Source organism: Citrobacter sp. TBCS-14 (assembly GCF_005280805.1).
GTDB lineage: Bacteria > Pseudomonadota > Gammaproteobacteria > Enterobacterales > Enterobacteriaceae > Citrobacter > Citrobacter gillenii.
In genome coordinates this window covers 25,348-40,396 of the sequence record NZ_SZWM01000164.1, presented here as the reverse complement: position 1 = coordinate 40,396, position 15,049 = coordinate 25,348, and the positions used below count along the sequence as shown (strand labels likewise).

Here is a 15,049-nt window from a genome sequence, read left to right as displayed (position 1 = left end):
AAAAGGCGACCTCGGTCGCCTTTTTTTATGGTTTTCAACATCAAGGATTGCATCATGATTAATAAAATTTTTGCACTTCCGATAATCGAACAAATTTCCCCTGTCCTCTCCCGTCGTCAGTTGGATGAACTGGAGATCGTGGTGGTCGATCACCCGCAGGTGAAAGCCTCTTTCGCCCTACAGGGCGCGCATCTTCTGTCATGGAAACCGACCGGCGAAGATGAGGTCCTGTGGTTAAGCAACAATACGCCGTTTAAAACGGGCGTAGCGCTGCGTGGTGGCGTCCCTATTTGCTGGCCATGGTTTGGCCCGGCGGCACAGCCAGGGCTTCCCTCGCACGGTTTTGCCCGTAATCTGCCGTGGACGCTGAAAGCGCACAACGAAGATGACAACGGTGTAGTTCTGACGTTTGAACTGCAAAGCAGTGCTGAAACGCGTCAGCTTTGGCCGCATGAGTTTACGCTGTTAGCGCGTTTCAACGTGGGTGCTACTTGTGAAATAGAACTGGAAGCCCACGGTGAATTTGAAACCACCTCCGCGCTGCACACCTATTTTAACGTCGGTGACATTGCAGCGGTGAAAGTGAGTGGCCTTGGTGACCGTCTGATCGATAAAGTTAACGATGCGAAAGAAGATGTCCTGGCTGACGGTATCCAGACGTTCCCGGACCGCACCGACCGCGTGTATCTGAACCCGGAAGCGTGCAGCGTCATCCATGACGATTCACTGAACCGCAACATCGACGTCGTACACCATCACCATCTGAACGTTGTCGGCTGGAACCCAGGGCCGGCCCTGTCTGTCAGCATGGGTGACATGCCGGACGACGGGTACAAAACATTTGTCTGCGTAGAAACCGCTTACGCGACCGCGCCGCAGAAAACCACCACTGAGAAACCTTCTCGCCTGGCACAAACAATTCGTGTTGCTAAGCGCTAAGATTTTGCCAGTTGCCTGATGGCAACTGGCGTTTTATCAGGCCATATCTAGCGGTGTTTTAGCTGCTGGCGCAGGAAAAGCCGAGTCTAACAACATCAACTCCTCGTCAGAAAGCGTCATATTTAGCGCTGCGGCATTCTGCTCAACGTGTGCGACATTTGCCGCCTTCGGAATGGCTATCACTCCCGGTTGTCGAATAACCCACGCCAATAAAATCTGCGCGGCGCTGGCCTTGTGCGCGTGCGCAATCTCACTCACCACCGGATTAGTGAGCAAATCACTGCGTAAACGCCCCGCCTGGGCCAACGGGCTGTAGGCCATGACCGGTATCTGCCGTTGCTGACACCATGGCAGCAAATCAAACTCAATGCCGCGTGACGCCAGATGATACAGCACCTGATTCGTGGCACACTGCTGTCCACCAGTAACCTGCCATAGCGCCTGCATGTCTTCATAGTCGAGGTTAGAAACGCCCCAGCGGCGGATTTTCCCTTGCGCGATCAACCTTTCCATCGCCTCAACCGTCTCTGCAAATGAAAAATTACCCGTCCAATGCAGTAAGTAGAGATCCAGATAATCGGTCTTCAGTCGCCGCAGGCTCGCTTCGCAGGCCGCGATGGCTTTCTGGCCCCCAGCATTCCAGGGATAAACTTTTGATACCAGAAAAGCGTCATCGCGTCGCCCCAATAACGCCTCGCCGACAATCTCTTCCGCTGCACCATCAGCGTACATTTCTGCAGTATCAATAAGGCGCAAACCCAGATCCAGTCCAGCACGCAGCGCCGCCACTTCAGCTCCCCGGCAATGGGCGTTTTCACCCATATACCACGTCCCTTGCCCGATAGCAGGAAGCGTGGCCTGCCCGGTAAACATCACCTGTTTATCTGTCATCGCACTCTCCTGTATTTTGCACCACAGTAAAGCAAAACAGTGCGCATGTGTCCTGTAATGGTGCACAAATTGCACCATCATCGTTTGGGCTATTTGTTGCCCGGCCTGCCAGCAGACAAAAAAAAGCCCGCTGTAATGCGGGCTTCTGTTTAGAATGGTCAGTTATCAGAACTTGTAGGTAATACCCGTGGAGATCAGACCCGTCCAGGATTTGTCTACCATCGGACTGTCGGTCACTTCATCAGACAGGTGGGTATAACGCGCCGTCGCGTATGCACTCCAGTTGCCGATGAAGTTATAATTTGCGCTCAGCTCCAGGTACGGGCTCCAGCTGCTATTTGGATCGTAGCTACGCAGGCCGCTGCGAGAGGATTCATGATGCGATACACCATAATAGTATTCGTTTTGGTTTTCGCTGTTCCACTCGACACCGATCCCCGGCGTCAGCGTCAGGCCACCGTTAGTGTAACGATATAACCACGCCAGATCCCAGACGATACCATTACTGTTGTCCAGCGCGTCTCCCGCAAGGCTGGTGCGCAGGAAGCCGTATTGCGTATTGTGGACGTAAGACAGACCGGCCATCATGGTGCTCTTACGTTTATCCAGTCGACGCAATTGACTGTTATCGCTGTCGCCCGGCTTAAAGTACATCGGTGACCAGTAAGCCATGACAGACAACTTATCGGTATTGTCATTCCACAGGTAGTAACCGCCCCCCAGCCCACGGAACCAGAAGTTCTCACTGTCATAGGTCACTACAGGTACCGGGTAAACGTCGTTATCGTATTGTTTATAAGCGTTCTCAACCACACCAACGCCCGCGCCCAGCGACAGGTCGCTTTCTGCTTGTGCTACGCTGGAAGAAGTGGCAATAAGCACGCCAAGTGCCAGAAGTTTGAGTTTGGTCACAGTCCATAATTCCTTATTCAAATGTAAAGCACCCAAAGTGTAACCGTCATTGCGTGACAGCCCAACTATTTTACGTATTCATCTCGTTATGTAACCCTCTAATTTCTCAGCGAGTGATGACATTTTACTTGCAGTCCGATGAACAAGGCATGAATTCCGCCCTATTTCTTTACATAAGATGTCTATTTTTTGCCGATGAGTTATTGATATGCCATTGAAATTCGTTTGCGCGCGCAGGCAAGTTTTGCAAATGCCATCTACGCTTAATTTTAGAAGGTGTATCACCGAATACGTTGATCTTCTGACCATCAAAATGGCATGAGAGTTGCTTATTTTTCCAGCAGCGACGTCGTTCAGTTTACCTCTTCAGGGGCCTCTACTATTCATATGAACGGCTCTTAACATGTGCTAAAAAACGAAAGGACGGCATACCATGAATATATTCGATCACTATCGCCAGCGTTATGAAGCTGCCAAGGACGAAGAGTTCACGCTGCAGGAGTTTCTTACCACTTGTCGGCAAGATCGCAGTGCTTATGCCAACGCGGCAGAGCGGCTATTAATGGCTATTGGTGAGCCTGTCATGGTCGATACTGCCCATGAACCTCGACTTTCTCGACTCTTCTCTAACCGGGTTATTGCACGTTATCCCGCGTTTGAAGAGTTTTACGGCATGGAAGACGCGATTGAACAGATTGTCTCCTATCTGAAGCACGCGGCGCAGGGGCTGGAAGAGAAGAAGCAGATCCTGTATCTGCTGGGGCCTGTAGGGGGAGGAAAATCCTCTCTTGCTGAGCGACTGAAGTCGCTGATGCAGAGGGTACCGATTTATGTCCTGAGCGCCAACGGTGAACGCAGCCCGGTTAACGATCACCCGTTATGCCTGTTTAATCCACAGGAAGATGCACAAATCCTGGAGAAAGAGTACGGGATCCCACGTCGCTATCTTGGCACCATTATGTCGCCATGGGCCGCGAAGCGTCTGCATGATTTTGGTGGAGACATCACCAAATTCCGCGTGGTTAAAGTGTGGCCGTCTATTCTGGAACAAATCGCTATCGCCAAAACGGAACCGGGCGATGAGAACAACCAGGACATTTCCGCGCTGGTCGGCAAAGTGGATATTCGTAAACTCGAACACCACGCCCAGAACGATCCGGATGCCTACGGCTATTCCGGCGCACTGTGCCGGGCTAACCAGGGGATTATGGAGTTCGTGGAGATGTTTAAAGCACCGATTAAAGTGCTACATCCTCTGCTGACCGCAACGCAGGAAGGTAACTACAACGGGACAGAAGGTATTTCTGCCCTGCCGTTTAACGGCATCATTCTTGCCCACTCAAACGAATCTGAATGGGTGACGTTCCGTAACAACAAAAATAACGAAGCCTTCCTTGACCGCGTATACATCGTGAAGGTTCCGTATTGCTTACGCATTTCCGAAGAGATCAAGATCTACGAGAAATTGCTTAATCACAGTGAATTGACCCACGCGCCGTGCGCACCGGGTACGCTGGAAACGCTGTCTCGCTTTACCATTCTTTCTCGCCTGAAAGAGCCAGAAAACTCGAGCATCTACTCGAAGATGCGCGTTTACGATGGCGAGAGCCTGAAAGACACCGATCCGAAAGCGAAATCCTATCAGGAGTACCGGGATTACGCCGGAGTCGATGAGGGGATGAACGGTCTGTCAACGCGCTTCGCGTTTAAGATCCTCTCCCGCGTGTTTAACTTTGACCATGTAGAAGTGGCGGCCAACCCGGTGCACCTGTTCTATGTTCTGGAGCAGCAAATTGAGCGCGAGCAGTTCCCGCAGGAGCAGTCCGAACGTTATCTCGAGTTCCTGAAAGGTTATCTGATCCCGAAATACGCTGAATTTATTGGCAAAGAGATCCAGACCGCCTATCTGGAATCCTACTCCGAGTATGGACAGAACATTTTTGACCGTTATGTCACCTATGCGGATTTTTGGATCCAGGATCAGGAATACCGTGACCCGGATACCGGTCAGCTGTTTGACCGCGAGTCGCTGAATTCAGAACTGGAAAAAATTGAAAAACCGGCGGGTATCAGCAACCCGAAAGATTTCCGTAATGAGATCGTCAACTTTGTTCTGCGCGCCAGAGCGAATAACAGCGGTCGTAATCCAAACTGGACCAGTTACGAAAAACTGCGCACGGTTATTGAGAAGAAAATGTTCTCCAACACCGAGGAGTTGCTGCCGGTCATTTCGTTTAACGCTAAAACCTCAACTGACGAGCAGAAAAAGCACGACGATTTTGTCGACCGCATGATGGAAAAAGGCTACACGCGTAAACAGGTGCGTTTACTGTGCGAATGGTATTTGCGCGTACGTAAATCGTCTTAACATAAGTGCCCGGTGGCGCATGCGCTTACCGGGCATGCAAAACAATGTTCCGTAGGCCGGATAAGCGCCAGCGCCATCCGGCACTTACAGACATGGCGAACAGTTGGCAGTACGGGGGGCATATGACCTGGTTCATAGACCGACGTCTTAACGGTAAAAACAAGAGCACGGTTAACCGCCAGCGCTTCTTGCGCCGTTATAAATCACAAATTAAACAGTCGATCTCCGAGGCCATTAATAAGCGTTCGGTGACTGATGTCGATAGTGGCGAGTCTGTCTCTATCCCAACCGATGATATTAGCGAACCGATGTTCCATCAGGGGCGTGGAGGCCTGCGCCATCGCGTACATCCGGGTAACGACCATTTTGTGCAGAACGACCGTATAGAACGCCCTCAGGGCGGCGGCGGGGGTTCAGGAAGCGGGCAAGGCCAGGCCAGCCAGGATGGAGAAGGCCAGGATGAGTTCGTGTTTCAAATTTCTAAAGATGAGTATCTGGATCTGCTGTTTGAAGATTTGGCACTGCCGAATCTGAAGCAAAATCAGCAACGTCAGTTAACGGAATACAAAACCCACCGTGCGGGCTTCACCTCCAATGGGGTGCCAGCCAATATCAGCGTGGTGCGTTCCCTGCAAAACTCACTGGCGCGCCGCACGGCGATGACGGCAGGTAAACGTCGGGAGCTGCACGCGCTTGAAGCTGACCTGGAGACCATCGCCAATACAGAACCGGCGCAGTTGCTGGAGGAAGAACGCCTACGCAAAGAGATTGCTGAACTGCGGGCAAAAATTGAACGCGTCCCGTTTATCGATACCTTTGATTTACGCTATAAAAATTATGAAAAACGACCCGATCCTTCCAGCCAGGCGGTGATGTTCTGTCTGATGGACGTTTCCGGCTCGATGGATCAGTCAACGAAAGATATGGCCAAGCGGTTTTACATTCTGCTGTATCTGTTCTTAAGCCGTACCTACAAAAACGTGGAAGTGGTTTACATTCGCCACCATACCCAGGCAAAAGAGGTGGACGAGCATGAGTTCTTCTACTCTCAGGAAACCGGGGGCACCATCGTCTCCAGCGCGCTGAAGTTGATGGATGAAGTGGTGAAAGATCGTTACGATCCTGCCCAATGGAATATCTATGCGGCGCAGGCATCAGATGGCGATAACTGGGCGGATGACTCACCGTTGTGCCATGAGATTCTGGCGAAAAAACTGCTGCCGGTGGTGCGATATTATAGCTATATCGAAATCACCCGCCGCGCGCACCAGACCTTATGGCGTGAGTACGAGCATCTGCAATCGACCTTTGATAACTTTGCCATGCAACATATCCGTGACCAGGATGATATCTATCCGGTGTTCCGGGAACTGTTTCATAAGCAGAGTGCCACAAGTTGAGATGAACCATTGACGATCGGCCAGTTACGTACTGTTTCTGGCTGATTTTTCAACATGATACGCCCACTCTACGCACAATTCGCCGTTTACACTTGTCTCTGCCGGGCAACGCTCAACTCCAACGCTGAAATATCGCCAGATGACAACAGCGGTTGCAACGCCACCAGCGTCTCTTCCGCCAGTTGATACAAATCCAGCGCCAGCAATCGTTTAATATCCTCTTCGGGAAGTCGATATCTTATGATCTTCGCCGGATTCCCGCCGACAATCGCATACGGAGGTACATCTTTGGTCACGACAGCACCCGCAGCCACGACAGCGCCTTCTCCAACCGTCACGCCAGGCATAATCATCGCGCGCATACCTAACCAACAGCCATCCTTGAGAACCGTGTCTCCGCGAAACTGGTAGGCATCGTTGATGGACGCCATAAAGGGGTAAAGACTTATCCAGTCCAACCGGTGGGTACTGTTTCCCCCCATAACAATCACGCTCTCGGCACCAATACAGACGAAATTACCGATGATCAACTTATCCAGATGCCCGAGCGGTTCCCACTCTCTGCTAACCTCGTCGCCAAGTAAATATCGCACGACTGAAGCCTCAAAGCCTTTATCCCAGCAGTCGCTGTAATAACTGTGCGTCCCTTTAATTACGATATTGGGATTCGTCACTGTCTGGTGAAGATATTCCATTCTCGACCAGTGTTTTTCTGACATTCCAGTAGCCCTTTACTCAGTTATGTTCTTAACGCACATTACATCCTTTCTACCAGCGGATAGAAATCTTTATTTTCCCGCTGCATACGCTCAAACACTTTGCGTAATACGGTATTGGCGTCGCGTCTGAACGCCTCGTCATTACCCATCAGCTTGCTGGCAATATTCCAGCGGCGCGAAAACGCATCATACTCACCAACAATATCCGCCATTTCACGTTGAAATTGGGTACTGACCTGTCTGAGTTTACTATTCCCATCCTGTTCAATTTGAGGATAAAGAAACTGATCTTCCGCTGACAGATGCGTTTTAATGATCGCACTCATGCTCACGATCGCCGCAGCAATTTGCTGCGCATTGGATGATACCCCGGACTGGCTTAACGTACGTAGAAAAGATATTTTTTCGAGAATATCAACGTGCTGATGTTTCATTTTATCCAGATTCATCCCTTTATCCTTTTTATTTACCCTTTACGGAACAGCAGGCGATATAGTTGAGTTGGTGACGCTGTGCGCGGAAAAAACGGAACATCTTAAGAAAACGCTGGCGATTCTCATGCGTGCGTAGTCCGTTATAAGCAATTTTAAGGGCACCGTTAAATCCCTCATCACGAATTAACCCCTGCGGCGACATTAGCGACATTTCACCATTTTGCTGTAGCACCTGTTCAAATCCCGCGCCCAGAAATAGATCGCGCCAGCCTTGCTGCGTCAGTGGACTCACATTTGACTTCACAACCTGCTGAAGCTGGTTTTGATCGCCCTCTCCCAGTTTTTGCGCCGTAAACATAATGTCATGGGTTAACAAGCGTCCACCAGGTTTCAGTACCCGATGGTATTCCGCGATCAACTTCGTCTTAGCCTTATCACCGTACATCGTGAGCATGGCTTCATTAATCACCACGTCAAAACTGTTGTCGGCGAAAGGAATAGTATTCGCATTAGCGGCCATGACATGAATGTGATTTTCCAGCCCATGGACGGCGACGTTATTTCTCGCCTTAACCAGCGCATTTTTATCCATATCAATGGCGTATACAGTGCAGCCAAAGCGTTGCACCAGTTCAATCGCCGTGGTCGCCATGTTACACGCCACTTCAAGCACCTGACTGTCTGACGTCAATTGCGACTGGCTGAACAGCCATTCTGTGGCTTCTATACCCCCCGGGCGCAGGCGGGTTTTCCCCAGGCTGGCCAGAAATGTATGGCCTGCTTTTTCCATCGTACTCATCGGCCTGTCTCCTTTTCTATAAGTTGCATTATAAATACAACATTAAAGATTAAAGGTGAAGAGTACGAATGATTTTTATTACAAAAATAGCCGACAATGGGTCATTCCCATACCGTTAGAGTGGACGTTTAGCGTGTGATAAACTGAAGTATCGGACTTACAGGGCTGAAAAACATTATGAAATTTCATCATAAAGCGCTCCGGCACTTTATCTCCGTAAGCGTTATTGTTTTGACCTCTTCTTTTCTGGTGTACGAACTGATTGCCAGCGATCGGGCAATGAACGCCTATATGCGTTATGTCATTGAGAAAGCCGACTCTTCTTTCCTGTATGATAAATACACTAATCAGAGTATTGCCGCCCATTTAATGCGCCGTTTTTCATCGCCCAAAGCCCCTGTTTCTGCTGAACAACGAAAAGCACTGTGCCAGGCATTTGAGCACGTTAACGGCACGTACGGGCTGAATCTCACCTCACATAGCTACCTGCCGTTACGCGGTACTTTACAGACCCACTCAGCAAACTGTATTGAACAACTTGATGACATATTCTTGTTGCCCGCTTTCGACCAGGCGGTCAACGTCAATCGTGAACTGGTCGATTATGGCCATGGATTAGCCACACTGGAGTATAAATTTCGTTATTACATTGATTTAAATAATAACTATATCTATTTCTACAACCTGATTAACTCTAATCAGTTCACGATGAATCATTGGTCTTTTTTGCAAAAAGGCACGCTGGGAATTCACCAGAACGATATCGATGATGTTTTTACCGGCCGCACCGTCATTTCCAGTATTTATGAGGATGATCTGACGCAAGAAAAAGTCATGAGCTTTATCACCCCGGTCTATTACGCCGGTAAACTCAAAGGCGTCGTGATGGTCGATGTGAACAAGGACAATCTGCGGCATATTTTTTATACCAGCGATCGTCCCCTCGTCTGGCGTTATCTGAACGTCACGTTGTCTGACGTCAGTTCAGGAAAAGAGATCGTCATCAACCAGAGTGAATCAAACCTGTTCCAGTATGTGCAATATGTTAATGATATTCCCGGCGGAATACGGATCACACTCTCCCTTGATTTAATGTACTTTATTGTCTCTTCCTGGAAAATTTTCGTTTTTTACCTGCTAGCAACCGCGCTACTGCTGAATTTGGTCAGAACCCACTTTCGTTTGTATCATAACGTCCGGCGCGAAAATATCAGCGATGCGATGACCGGGTTGTACAACCGTAAAATCTTAACGCCAACGCTTGAGCAACGCTTGCAGCAACTGGTCAACGCCGGAACGCGGGTGACATTTATCGCTATTGATTGTGACAAGCTAAAAACCATTAATGACACGCTGGGACACCAGGAAGGCGATCGTATTATCACTATTCTGGCCAAAGCGATTCAAAACGCGATCCGCAAAAGTGATTATGCTATTCGCCTCGGGGGCGATGAGTTCTGCATGATTCTGATCGATTATCCTGCCGAGCTCACTCCTCAGTTGCTGGAACGGATCGACGAGAACTTACACATTATTGCGCCGGGGACCTCCGTTAGCTTTTCCGCCGGCATTTATAATATGCAGCCGGGTGACACCATTAACGATGCTTACAAAGCCTCTGACGCCCAGCTGTATCTCAACAAACAGAAAAAGCACCCTCGTTCGTGATACTTTTTCTGCGCAGGATTTTTATTGTGGTATCAGGAGTAAGAGATGACGGAAGTAAATACAGGTAATGTAACCCATCAACGTTTGCTCGCGTTATTGTCGGAACACGGCGCAACGTACCGCGTGGTCAGCCACGACGCCGTCGGCAAATGCGAAGCGGTATCAGAGATTCGTGGCACAGCCTTGGGTCAGGGTGCAAAAGCCTTGGTGTGTAAAGTGAAAGGCAATGGCGTCAATCAGCATGTGCTTGCTATTCTTTCTGCCGATCAACAGGCTGATCTGAGCCAACTCGCCAGCCATCTTGGCGGCTTGAGGGCCTCCCTGGCAAGCCCTGCTGAAGTGGATGAACTGACGGGATGCGTCTTTGGCGCCATTCCTCCCTTCAGCTTCCATCCTCAGCTCAAGCTGGTCGCCGATCCACTCTTGTTCGAGCGTTTTGATGAGATTGCCTTTAACGCTGGGGTGCTGGAAAAATCGGTCATTATGGACACCCAAGATTACCTGCGCATTGCGCAACCGGAGTTAGTCACGTTTCGCCGCACGCAATAACACGCTATAACGCCCCGTTACCGGCACAGAAACGCACGGTTATGCGTTCGCCCAAATAGCGTATACATCACTAAAAAAAGCCTGTTCCACCACGCATTTGCGCGTACAGTAAGCAGGCTTATCTTTTTTGGCAAGGAAACTACGATGTTTGATGTCACTCTGCTGATCCTGCTCGGACTGGCAGCTCTGGGCTTTGTCAGCCACAACACCACTGTCGCCGTTTCAATCCTGGTGCTGATTATTGTCCGTGTCACCCCGCTGAACACCTTTTTCCCGTGGATTGAAAAACAGGGCCTGACTGTCGGGATTATTATCCTGACGATTGGCGTGATGGCACCGATCGCCAGCGGAACGCTACCGCCCTCCACGCTCATTAACTCCTTCGTAAACTGGAAGTCACTGGTCGCCATTGCTATCGGCGTATTCGTCTCCTGGCTGGGTGGACGTGGCGTCACACTGATGGGCAGTCAGCCGCAGTTAGTCGCCGGGTTGCTGGTCGGTACGGTACTGGGCGTTGCGCTGTTTCGCGGCGTCCCTGTGGGGCCGCTCATCGCCGCGGGTCTGGTTTCGCTGATTGTGGGGAAACAGTAGCCAGCCCCGTCAGATAACGGCCTGGGGTTTGACCCAGGCCTTTTTTGAACATGGTGATAAAGGCGGTTGTTGAATCGTAACCCAGCATGTGGGCGACCTGCTGGACGTTACGACCATCAACCAGCGCCTGTAATGCCAGAATCAACTGTAGTTGCTGACGCCAGCGGCGAAAACTCAGCCCGGTCTCTTTCACCACCAGCCGGGCAAGATTACGTTCGCTCATCGCAAACACGCTGGCCCACTGGCCCAAGGTCTGCCATTGCGCGGGCTCCTGCGCCATCGTTGCGACCATCCTGCGAATTTTCGGATGATCGGAAACCGGCAGCTGCATTTGCTCCTGCGGTTGCTGCGGAAGTTCATCAAACAAGACCTGCGTCAGCCGCTGCGTTGACGGCTCCAGCCGCTGGGCATCGGTTCTGGTCGCCAGCGAAAGAATCAGTTCCCGGCAGAGTGGTGATATTTTCAGCGTGCAGCAACGTTCAGGCATCACCACCGCCTGCGGTTCAATAAACAAAAAACACAGCTCAGCGCCAACGGTGACGTGATTGCTGTGAGGGATCTCACCCGGGATCCACACCGCGTACTGGGGTGGCACCATCCACATGGCGTGTTCAACTTCACAGGTAATCGCGCCATGCAATGCCAGGATCAACTGGCCTTTACGGTGCTGATGCAGCGGGCTGAAGAGTTCATCTTCCTGAGCCTGAATACAAAAAGCCACAGCAGCATCGTGATAGCGATCCGGTTCATACCCGTCCAGCCTCAGTCCCAGCATAACGTTGTCCGATTTTAGCGATAATCTGTCATTTTAGCTTGATTCATCCATGGTGTAAAAACGGTAAGGTATCGCCTCGCCTGACGATAAGAGAAAAAGATGACTTATTCCCCTTCCCCCCGCGGCAAGCAAGGTGCATTGCTGATTGCGGGTATCCTGATGATCGCCACCACGCTTCGCGTTACCTTTACGGGTGCAGCGCCGCTGCTGGATGCCATTCGCGCAGATTACGCGCTGACGACCGCCCAGACGGGGCTCCTGACTACCCTACCGCTGCTGGCCTTTGCGTTAGTTTCCCCCCTGGCGGCGGGCGTTGCCCGTCGATGGGGTATTGAGCGCAGTCTGTTTGCCGCCATGCTGCTGATTTGCGCCGGTATTGCCATACGTTCATTGCCCTCGCCGCCATTCTTATTTGGTGGAACCACCCTCATTGGCTGTGGGATAGCATTAGGCAACGTGCTGCTTCCGGGGCTGATTAAGCGTGATTTTTCACAACATGTCGCAAAACTTACCGGGGCGTACTCGTTGACGATGGGAGCTGCGGCCGCCATTGGCTCAGCCATCGTGGTGCCGCTGGCGCTTAACGGATTCGGCTGGCGCGGTGCGCTGATGATGTTGATGGTCTTTCCGCTGCTGGCGCTGTTTATCTGGCTACCGCAGTATCGCCAGACGAGCCATGCCACGATGAGTAACTCGCGCGCGTTGCATTCCCGAGGGATCTGGCGCTCCAGCCTCGCCTGGCAGGTGACGCTGTTTTTGGGGATCAACTCACTCGTCTATTACGTGATTATCGGCTGGTTGCCCGCTATTTTGATTAGCCATGGCTACAGCGAGGCGCAGGCGGGTTCGCTGCACGGTTTGCTGCAACTCGCTACTGCCGCACCCGGCTTACTGATCCCTTTAATCTTGCTTAAATTGAAGGATCAACGCGCCATTGCCGCTTTGGTCTCATTAATGTGTGCGATTGCAGCCGCAGGATTCTGGCTGCTACCCAACCAGGCCGTGTTGTGGACGATTTTATTTGGCTTTGGCTCGGGCGCGACGATGATCCTCGGACTGACGTTCATCGGACTTCGTGCCAGTTCTGCGCACCAGGCGGCTGCGCTATCCGGTATGGCGCAGTCTGTGGGGTACTTGCTGGCGGCGTGTGGACCGCCGTTAATGGGCAAAATTCACGACCTCAACGGTAACTGGAAGATACCGTTGATTGGCGTCGCCCTGCTAGCGACGCTGATGGCTGTGTTTGGCCTGTATGCTGGACGCAGCCGTGAGATAACCTCGCCATAACGCATGGGGCAGGCTCATTGCAGACCTGCCCGACTTTTTATCCGCGCGCCGCGCGTAACATCGCCTGAACCAGCGGCACGGGTTTCCCCGCCAAGGCACCCCGTTCATGTTGAAAGAGCGTGCCAACATAAAAAGGATGCGTCACCAGTTCAATGGCCCGAATATCTCCCGCCTCATCCCAGCCCGTTACGCGCAAATCCCCACGCTCCAGTTCGTCGGCAAAGGCTTGCGATACGCCGTAGTTGCAGTGATAACCTTCGGAGATCACCTCCTGATTGTAGGCTCTGGCGATCAGCGTATTCGCCCGCAGTTCGATATCATCCGTTTTTTCGACCAGCGAGCAGCTCAACGGGGCAATTACCATGCGACCTTCGGTATCCGTTTCTGCGTGTGCGGCATCGTGCCAACCCAGCACGTTGCGGGCATATTCGAGGATGGCATGCTGAAAACCACCGCAGGTGCCGAGAAAGGGAATACTGTTTTCACGGGCGTAACGAATAGCCGTCAGCGCACCTTCTGGATGCTGATACGGGCTACCGGGCACCACCCAAATAGCGTCATAGCCGACCAGGTCCTCACCGCTATTAATATCCGATGTGGTTAGCCAGTCGTAATCCGCCATTAATTCCAGCACCGCGGCAGCGTCATCAATAGCAAGGGGAATCGCCTGATGCGCGACAATGTCAGGGTTGTAGTCACCGACCAGCGCAATGCGAAGTGTATTTTTTACAGGGGAAATGTCCATGAGAGTTTCCTTGTGTCCAGACAATAAGGGACAACATAAGGAGCCTCACCCTACCGATATTTTGTTGTTTTCACAATCCCTTAAATTGGGAGTCAGTCGCGACAAAATGCTATAATGGTCACGTTTTACGATCTTAATGTACCGTAAAGACGATAATAAAACGTCTCCATTCGGTGACATAACGGAGCGGATTGAGAAATGAATATTCAATGTAAACGCGTGTATGACCCGGCTGAACAAAATGATGGTTATCGCGTTCTGGTCGACAGACTGTGGCCACGGGGGTTAAAAAAAACCGACCTGGCCTGCGATGAGTGGAATAAAGCGCTCACGCCCTCGACTGAATTACGCAAAGCATTTCATGCTGAACTTATTGATTTTAAACATTTCGCTGAACAATACCGCGCCGAGCTTGCTCAACAGCAGCAGGAAGGGAAACGGCTTGCTGACATCGCGCGTCAACAGACCGTCACGCTACTGTATGCGGCAAAAAATACGCAACAAAACCACGCTCTCGTGCTGGCCGAGTGGCTACGTCAATGGTAGCAGGCTCTCACTGCGTTTTAGCCGGGTGATCTCTGCGCCAAAGCGCCCATTCGTCGATTACTTCTCCTCCGGGGAGCTTGCAGTCAGAACGTACCCCTTGCGGCGTTTGTACCGCAGTCAGCGAACCTCCTTTTTGCTGGCAATAGACGGATGCCGGATTCGCCATACCCACTTTCGGTGGCATTGGTGCATCGGGTTGCGTCGAACATCCCGCTAACATCAGCATACTTGGCAACACAATAAACATAGATTTCATGACCGCTCCTGCAAATAATGTTATTGCGGAAGATTACCCTGACTGCCCGCCTACCTCCATGTTTTACTGATGCGTTTTCATTCTCCGCTTACATTTCATACAGTTCGGCTTGTTTCATCTTTCACAGTGTTGTTTTATCATGCAGGCATCACCGTCGTTGTTACTACTCA

At 51.2% G+C, this 15,049-nt stretch carries 15 protein-coding genes and 1 pseudogene; 8 read left to right on the top strand and 8 right to left on the bottom strand.

Features of this window, described 5'->3' with window-relative positions:
• Window positions 1-54 precede the first annotated feature (54 nt).
• Complete coding sequence (locus tag FDX22_RS03905; RefSeq protein ID WP_146716733.1) at window positions 55-939, top strand: D-hexose-6-phosphate mutarotase; 885 nt, start codon at window positions 55-57, stop codon at window positions 937-939.
• Window positions 940-975: 36 nt separating this feature from the next.
• Here FDX22_RS03905 and FDX22_RS03900 read toward each other — a convergent pair whose 3' ends face one another.
• Both FDX22_RS03900 and FDX22_RS03895 read right to left on the bottom strand, forming a co-directional pair.
• Window positions 976-1,830, bottom strand: a complete 855-nt coding sequence (locus tag FDX22_RS03900; protein WP_146716732.1) for an aldo/keto reductase — start codon at window positions 1,828-1,830, stop codon at window positions 976-978.
• A 165-nt stretch (window positions 1,831-1,995) separates the two neighbouring features.
• Entirely contained in the window at window positions 1,996-2,742 is a 747-nt protein-coding gene (locus FDX22_RS03895; protein WP_115258696.1) for a MipA/OmpV family protein, read from the bottom strand.
• Between the two features lie 433 nt (window positions 2,743-3,175).
• Between FDX22_RS03895 and yeaG the strand changes: the two genes are divergently transcribed.
• Together yeaG and FDX22_RS03885 are read left to right on the top strand one after the other, a co-directional pair.
• On the top strand, window positions 3,176-5,110 hold the full coding sequence (gene yeaG / locus FDX22_RS03890; protein ID WP_096757315.1) for a protein kinase YeaG: 1,935 nt from the start codon (window positions 3,176-3,178) through the stop codon (window positions 5,108-5,110).
• 122 nt (window positions 5,111-5,232) lie between these two features.
• Complete coding sequence (locus FDX22_RS03885) at window positions 5,233-6,510, top strand: YeaH/YhbH family protein (RefSeq protein ID WP_096757316.1); 1,278 nt, start codon at window positions 5,233-5,235, stop codon at window positions 6,508-6,510.
• A gap of 86 nt (window positions 6,511-6,596) precedes the next feature.
• Here FDX22_RS03885 and FDX22_RS03880 read toward each other — a convergent pair whose 3' ends face one another.
• From FDX22_RS03880 to FDX22_RS03870, 3 genes are read right to left on the bottom strand one after another with little or no spacing between them, the layout of a single operon-like run.
• The gene (locus tag FDX22_RS03880; RefSeq protein ID WP_170973041.1) at window positions 6,597-7,229 is read right to left on the bottom strand and encodes a CatB-related O-acetyltransferase; all 633 of its coding nucleotides are present in this window, start codon (window positions 7,227-7,229) and stop codon (window positions 6,597-6,599) included.
• A gap of 38 nt (window positions 7,230-7,267) precedes the next feature.
• The gene (locus FDX22_RS03875; RefSeq protein WP_117342968.1) at window positions 7,268-7,678 is read right to left on the bottom strand and encodes a hemerythrin domain-containing protein; all 411 of its coding nucleotides are present in this window, start codon (window positions 7,676-7,678) and stop codon (window positions 7,268-7,270) included.
• A 13-nt stretch (window positions 7,679-7,691) separates the two neighbouring features.
• Window positions 7,692-8,462 (bottom strand): class I SAM-dependent methyltransferase, encoded by a 771-nt coding sequence (locus FDX22_RS03870; protein ID WP_115258699.1) that lies wholly within the window; start codon window positions 8,460-8,462, stop codon window positions 7,692-7,694.
• A 177-nt stretch (window positions 8,463-8,639) separates the two neighbouring features.
• On the opposite strand from FDX22_RS03870, the gene dgcJ reads away from it, so the two are divergent.
• From dgcJ to FDX22_RS03855, 3 genes are all read left to right on the top strand, one after another.
• Window positions 8,640-10,130 (top strand): diguanylate cyclase DgcJ, encoded by a 1,491-nt coding sequence (gene dgcJ, locus FDX22_RS03865; protein ID WP_146716731.1) that lies wholly within the window; start codon window positions 8,640-8,642, stop codon window positions 10,128-10,130.
• A gap of 45 nt (window positions 10,131-10,175) precedes the next feature.
• Window positions 10,176-10,679: a YbaK/prolyl-tRNA synthetase associated domain-containing protein gene (locus FDX22_RS03860; RefSeq protein WP_146716730.1), complete on the top strand. Its 504-nt coding sequence runs from the start codon at window positions 10,176-10,178 to the stop codon at window positions 10,677-10,679.
• A gap of 144 nt (window positions 10,680-10,823) precedes the next feature.
• On the top strand, window positions 10,824-11,270 hold the full coding sequence (locus FDX22_RS03855) for a DUF441 domain-containing protein (RefSeq protein ID WP_146716729.1): 447 nt from the start codon (window positions 10,824-10,826) through the stop codon (window positions 11,268-11,270).
• On the opposite strand, the pseudogene FDX22_RS03850 reads toward FDX22_RS03855, so the two are convergent.
• Window positions 11,253-12,045, bottom strand: a pseudogene (locus FDX22_RS03850) (helix-turn-helix transcriptional regulator); the annotation flags it as partial. The gene FDX22_RS03855 and the pseudogene FDX22_RS03850 overlap by 18 nt on opposite strands.
• Window positions 12,046-12,144: 99 nt before the next feature.
• Between FDX22_RS03850 and FDX22_RS03845 the strand changes: the two are divergent.
• Window positions 12,145-13,332 carry a CynX/NimT family MFS transporter gene (locus tag FDX22_RS03845; RefSeq protein WP_146716728.1) on the top strand — a complete coding sequence of 396 codons (1,188 nt, stop codon included), beginning with the start codon at window positions 12,145-12,147 and terminating at the stop codon, window positions 13,330-13,332.
• 37 nt (window positions 13,333-13,369) lie between these two features.
• On the opposite strand, the gene FDX22_RS03840 is transcribed toward FDX22_RS03845, so the two are convergent.
• A complete protein-coding gene (locus FDX22_RS03840; RefSeq protein ID WP_117342964.1) occupies window positions 13,370-14,077 on the bottom strand; it encodes a CTP synthase in 708 nt (235 codons plus the stop codon).
• Between the two features lie 198 nt (window positions 14,078-14,275).
• Here FDX22_RS03840 and FDX22_RS03835 point away from each other — a divergent pair, with 198 nt between their 5' ends.
• A complete protein-coding gene (locus tag FDX22_RS03835) occupies window positions 14,276-14,623 on the top strand; it encodes a DUF488 domain-containing protein (protein WP_096757324.1) in 348 nt (115 codons plus the stop codon).
• A 7-nt stretch (window positions 14,624-14,630) separates the two neighbouring features.
• Here the strand turns inward: FDX22_RS03835 and FDX22_RS03830 are convergent, their stop codons facing one another.
• Entirely contained in the window at window positions 14,631-14,879 is a 249-nt protein-coding gene (locus FDX22_RS03830; RefSeq protein WP_146716727.1) for a DUF333 domain-containing protein, read from the bottom strand.
• Window positions 14,880-15,049: the final 170 nt, after the last annotated feature.

Bases quoted from the DNA above. Each gene is read 5' to 3' on its own strand.
- FDX22_RS03905 (WP_146716733.1), top strand. From the start codon at position 55: ATGATTAATAAAATTTTTGCACTTCCGATAATCGAACAAATTTCCCCT.
- FDX22_RS03900 (WP_146716732.1), bottom strand. From the start codon at position 1,830: ATGACAGATAAACAGGTGATGTTTACCGGGCAGGCCACGCTTCCTGCT.
- yeaG (WP_096757315.1), top strand. From the start codon at position 3,176: ATGAATATATTCGATCACTATCGCCAGCGTTATGAAGCTGCCAAGGAC.
- FDX22_RS03885 (WP_096757316.1), top strand. From the start codon at position 5,233: ATGACCTGGTTCATAGACCGACGTCTTAACGGTAAAAACAAGAGCACG.
- FDX22_RS03880 (WP_170973041.1), bottom strand. From the start codon at position 7,229: ATGTCAGAAAAACACTGGTCGAGAATGGAATATCTTCACCAGACAGTG.
- FDX22_RS03875 (WP_117342968.1), bottom strand. From the start codon at position 7,678: ATGAATCTGGATAAAATGAAACATCAGCACGTTGATATTCTCGAAAAA.
- FDX22_RS03870 (WP_115258699.1), bottom strand. From the start codon at position 8,462: ATGAGTACGATGGAAAAAGCAGGCCATACATTTCTGGCCAGCCTGGGG.
- dgcJ (WP_146716731.1), top strand. From the start codon at position 8,640: ATGAAATTTCATCATAAAGCGCTCCGGCACTTTATCTCCGTAAGCGTT.
- FDX22_RS03860 (WP_146716730.1), top strand. From the start codon at position 10,176: ATGACGGAAGTAAATACAGGTAATGTAACCCATCAACGTTTGCTCGCG.
- FDX22_RS03855 (WP_146716729.1), top strand. From the start codon at position 10,824: ATGTTTGATGTCACTCTGCTGATCCTGCTCGGACTGGCAGCTCTGGGC.
- FDX22_RS03845 (WP_146716728.1), top strand. From the start codon at position 12,145: ATGACTTATTCCCCTTCCCCCCGCGGCAAGCAAGGTGCATTGCTGATT.
- FDX22_RS03840 (WP_117342964.1), bottom strand. From the start codon at position 14,077: ATGGACATTTCCCCTGTAAAAAATACACTTCGCATTGCGCTGGTCGGT.
- FDX22_RS03835 (WP_096757324.1), top strand. From the start codon at position 14,276: ATGAATATTCAATGTAAACGCGTGTATGACCCGGCTGAACAAAATGAT.
- FDX22_RS03830 (WP_146716727.1), bottom strand. From the start codon at position 14,879: ATGAAATCTATGTTTATTGTGTTGCCAAGTATGCTGATGTTAGCGGGA.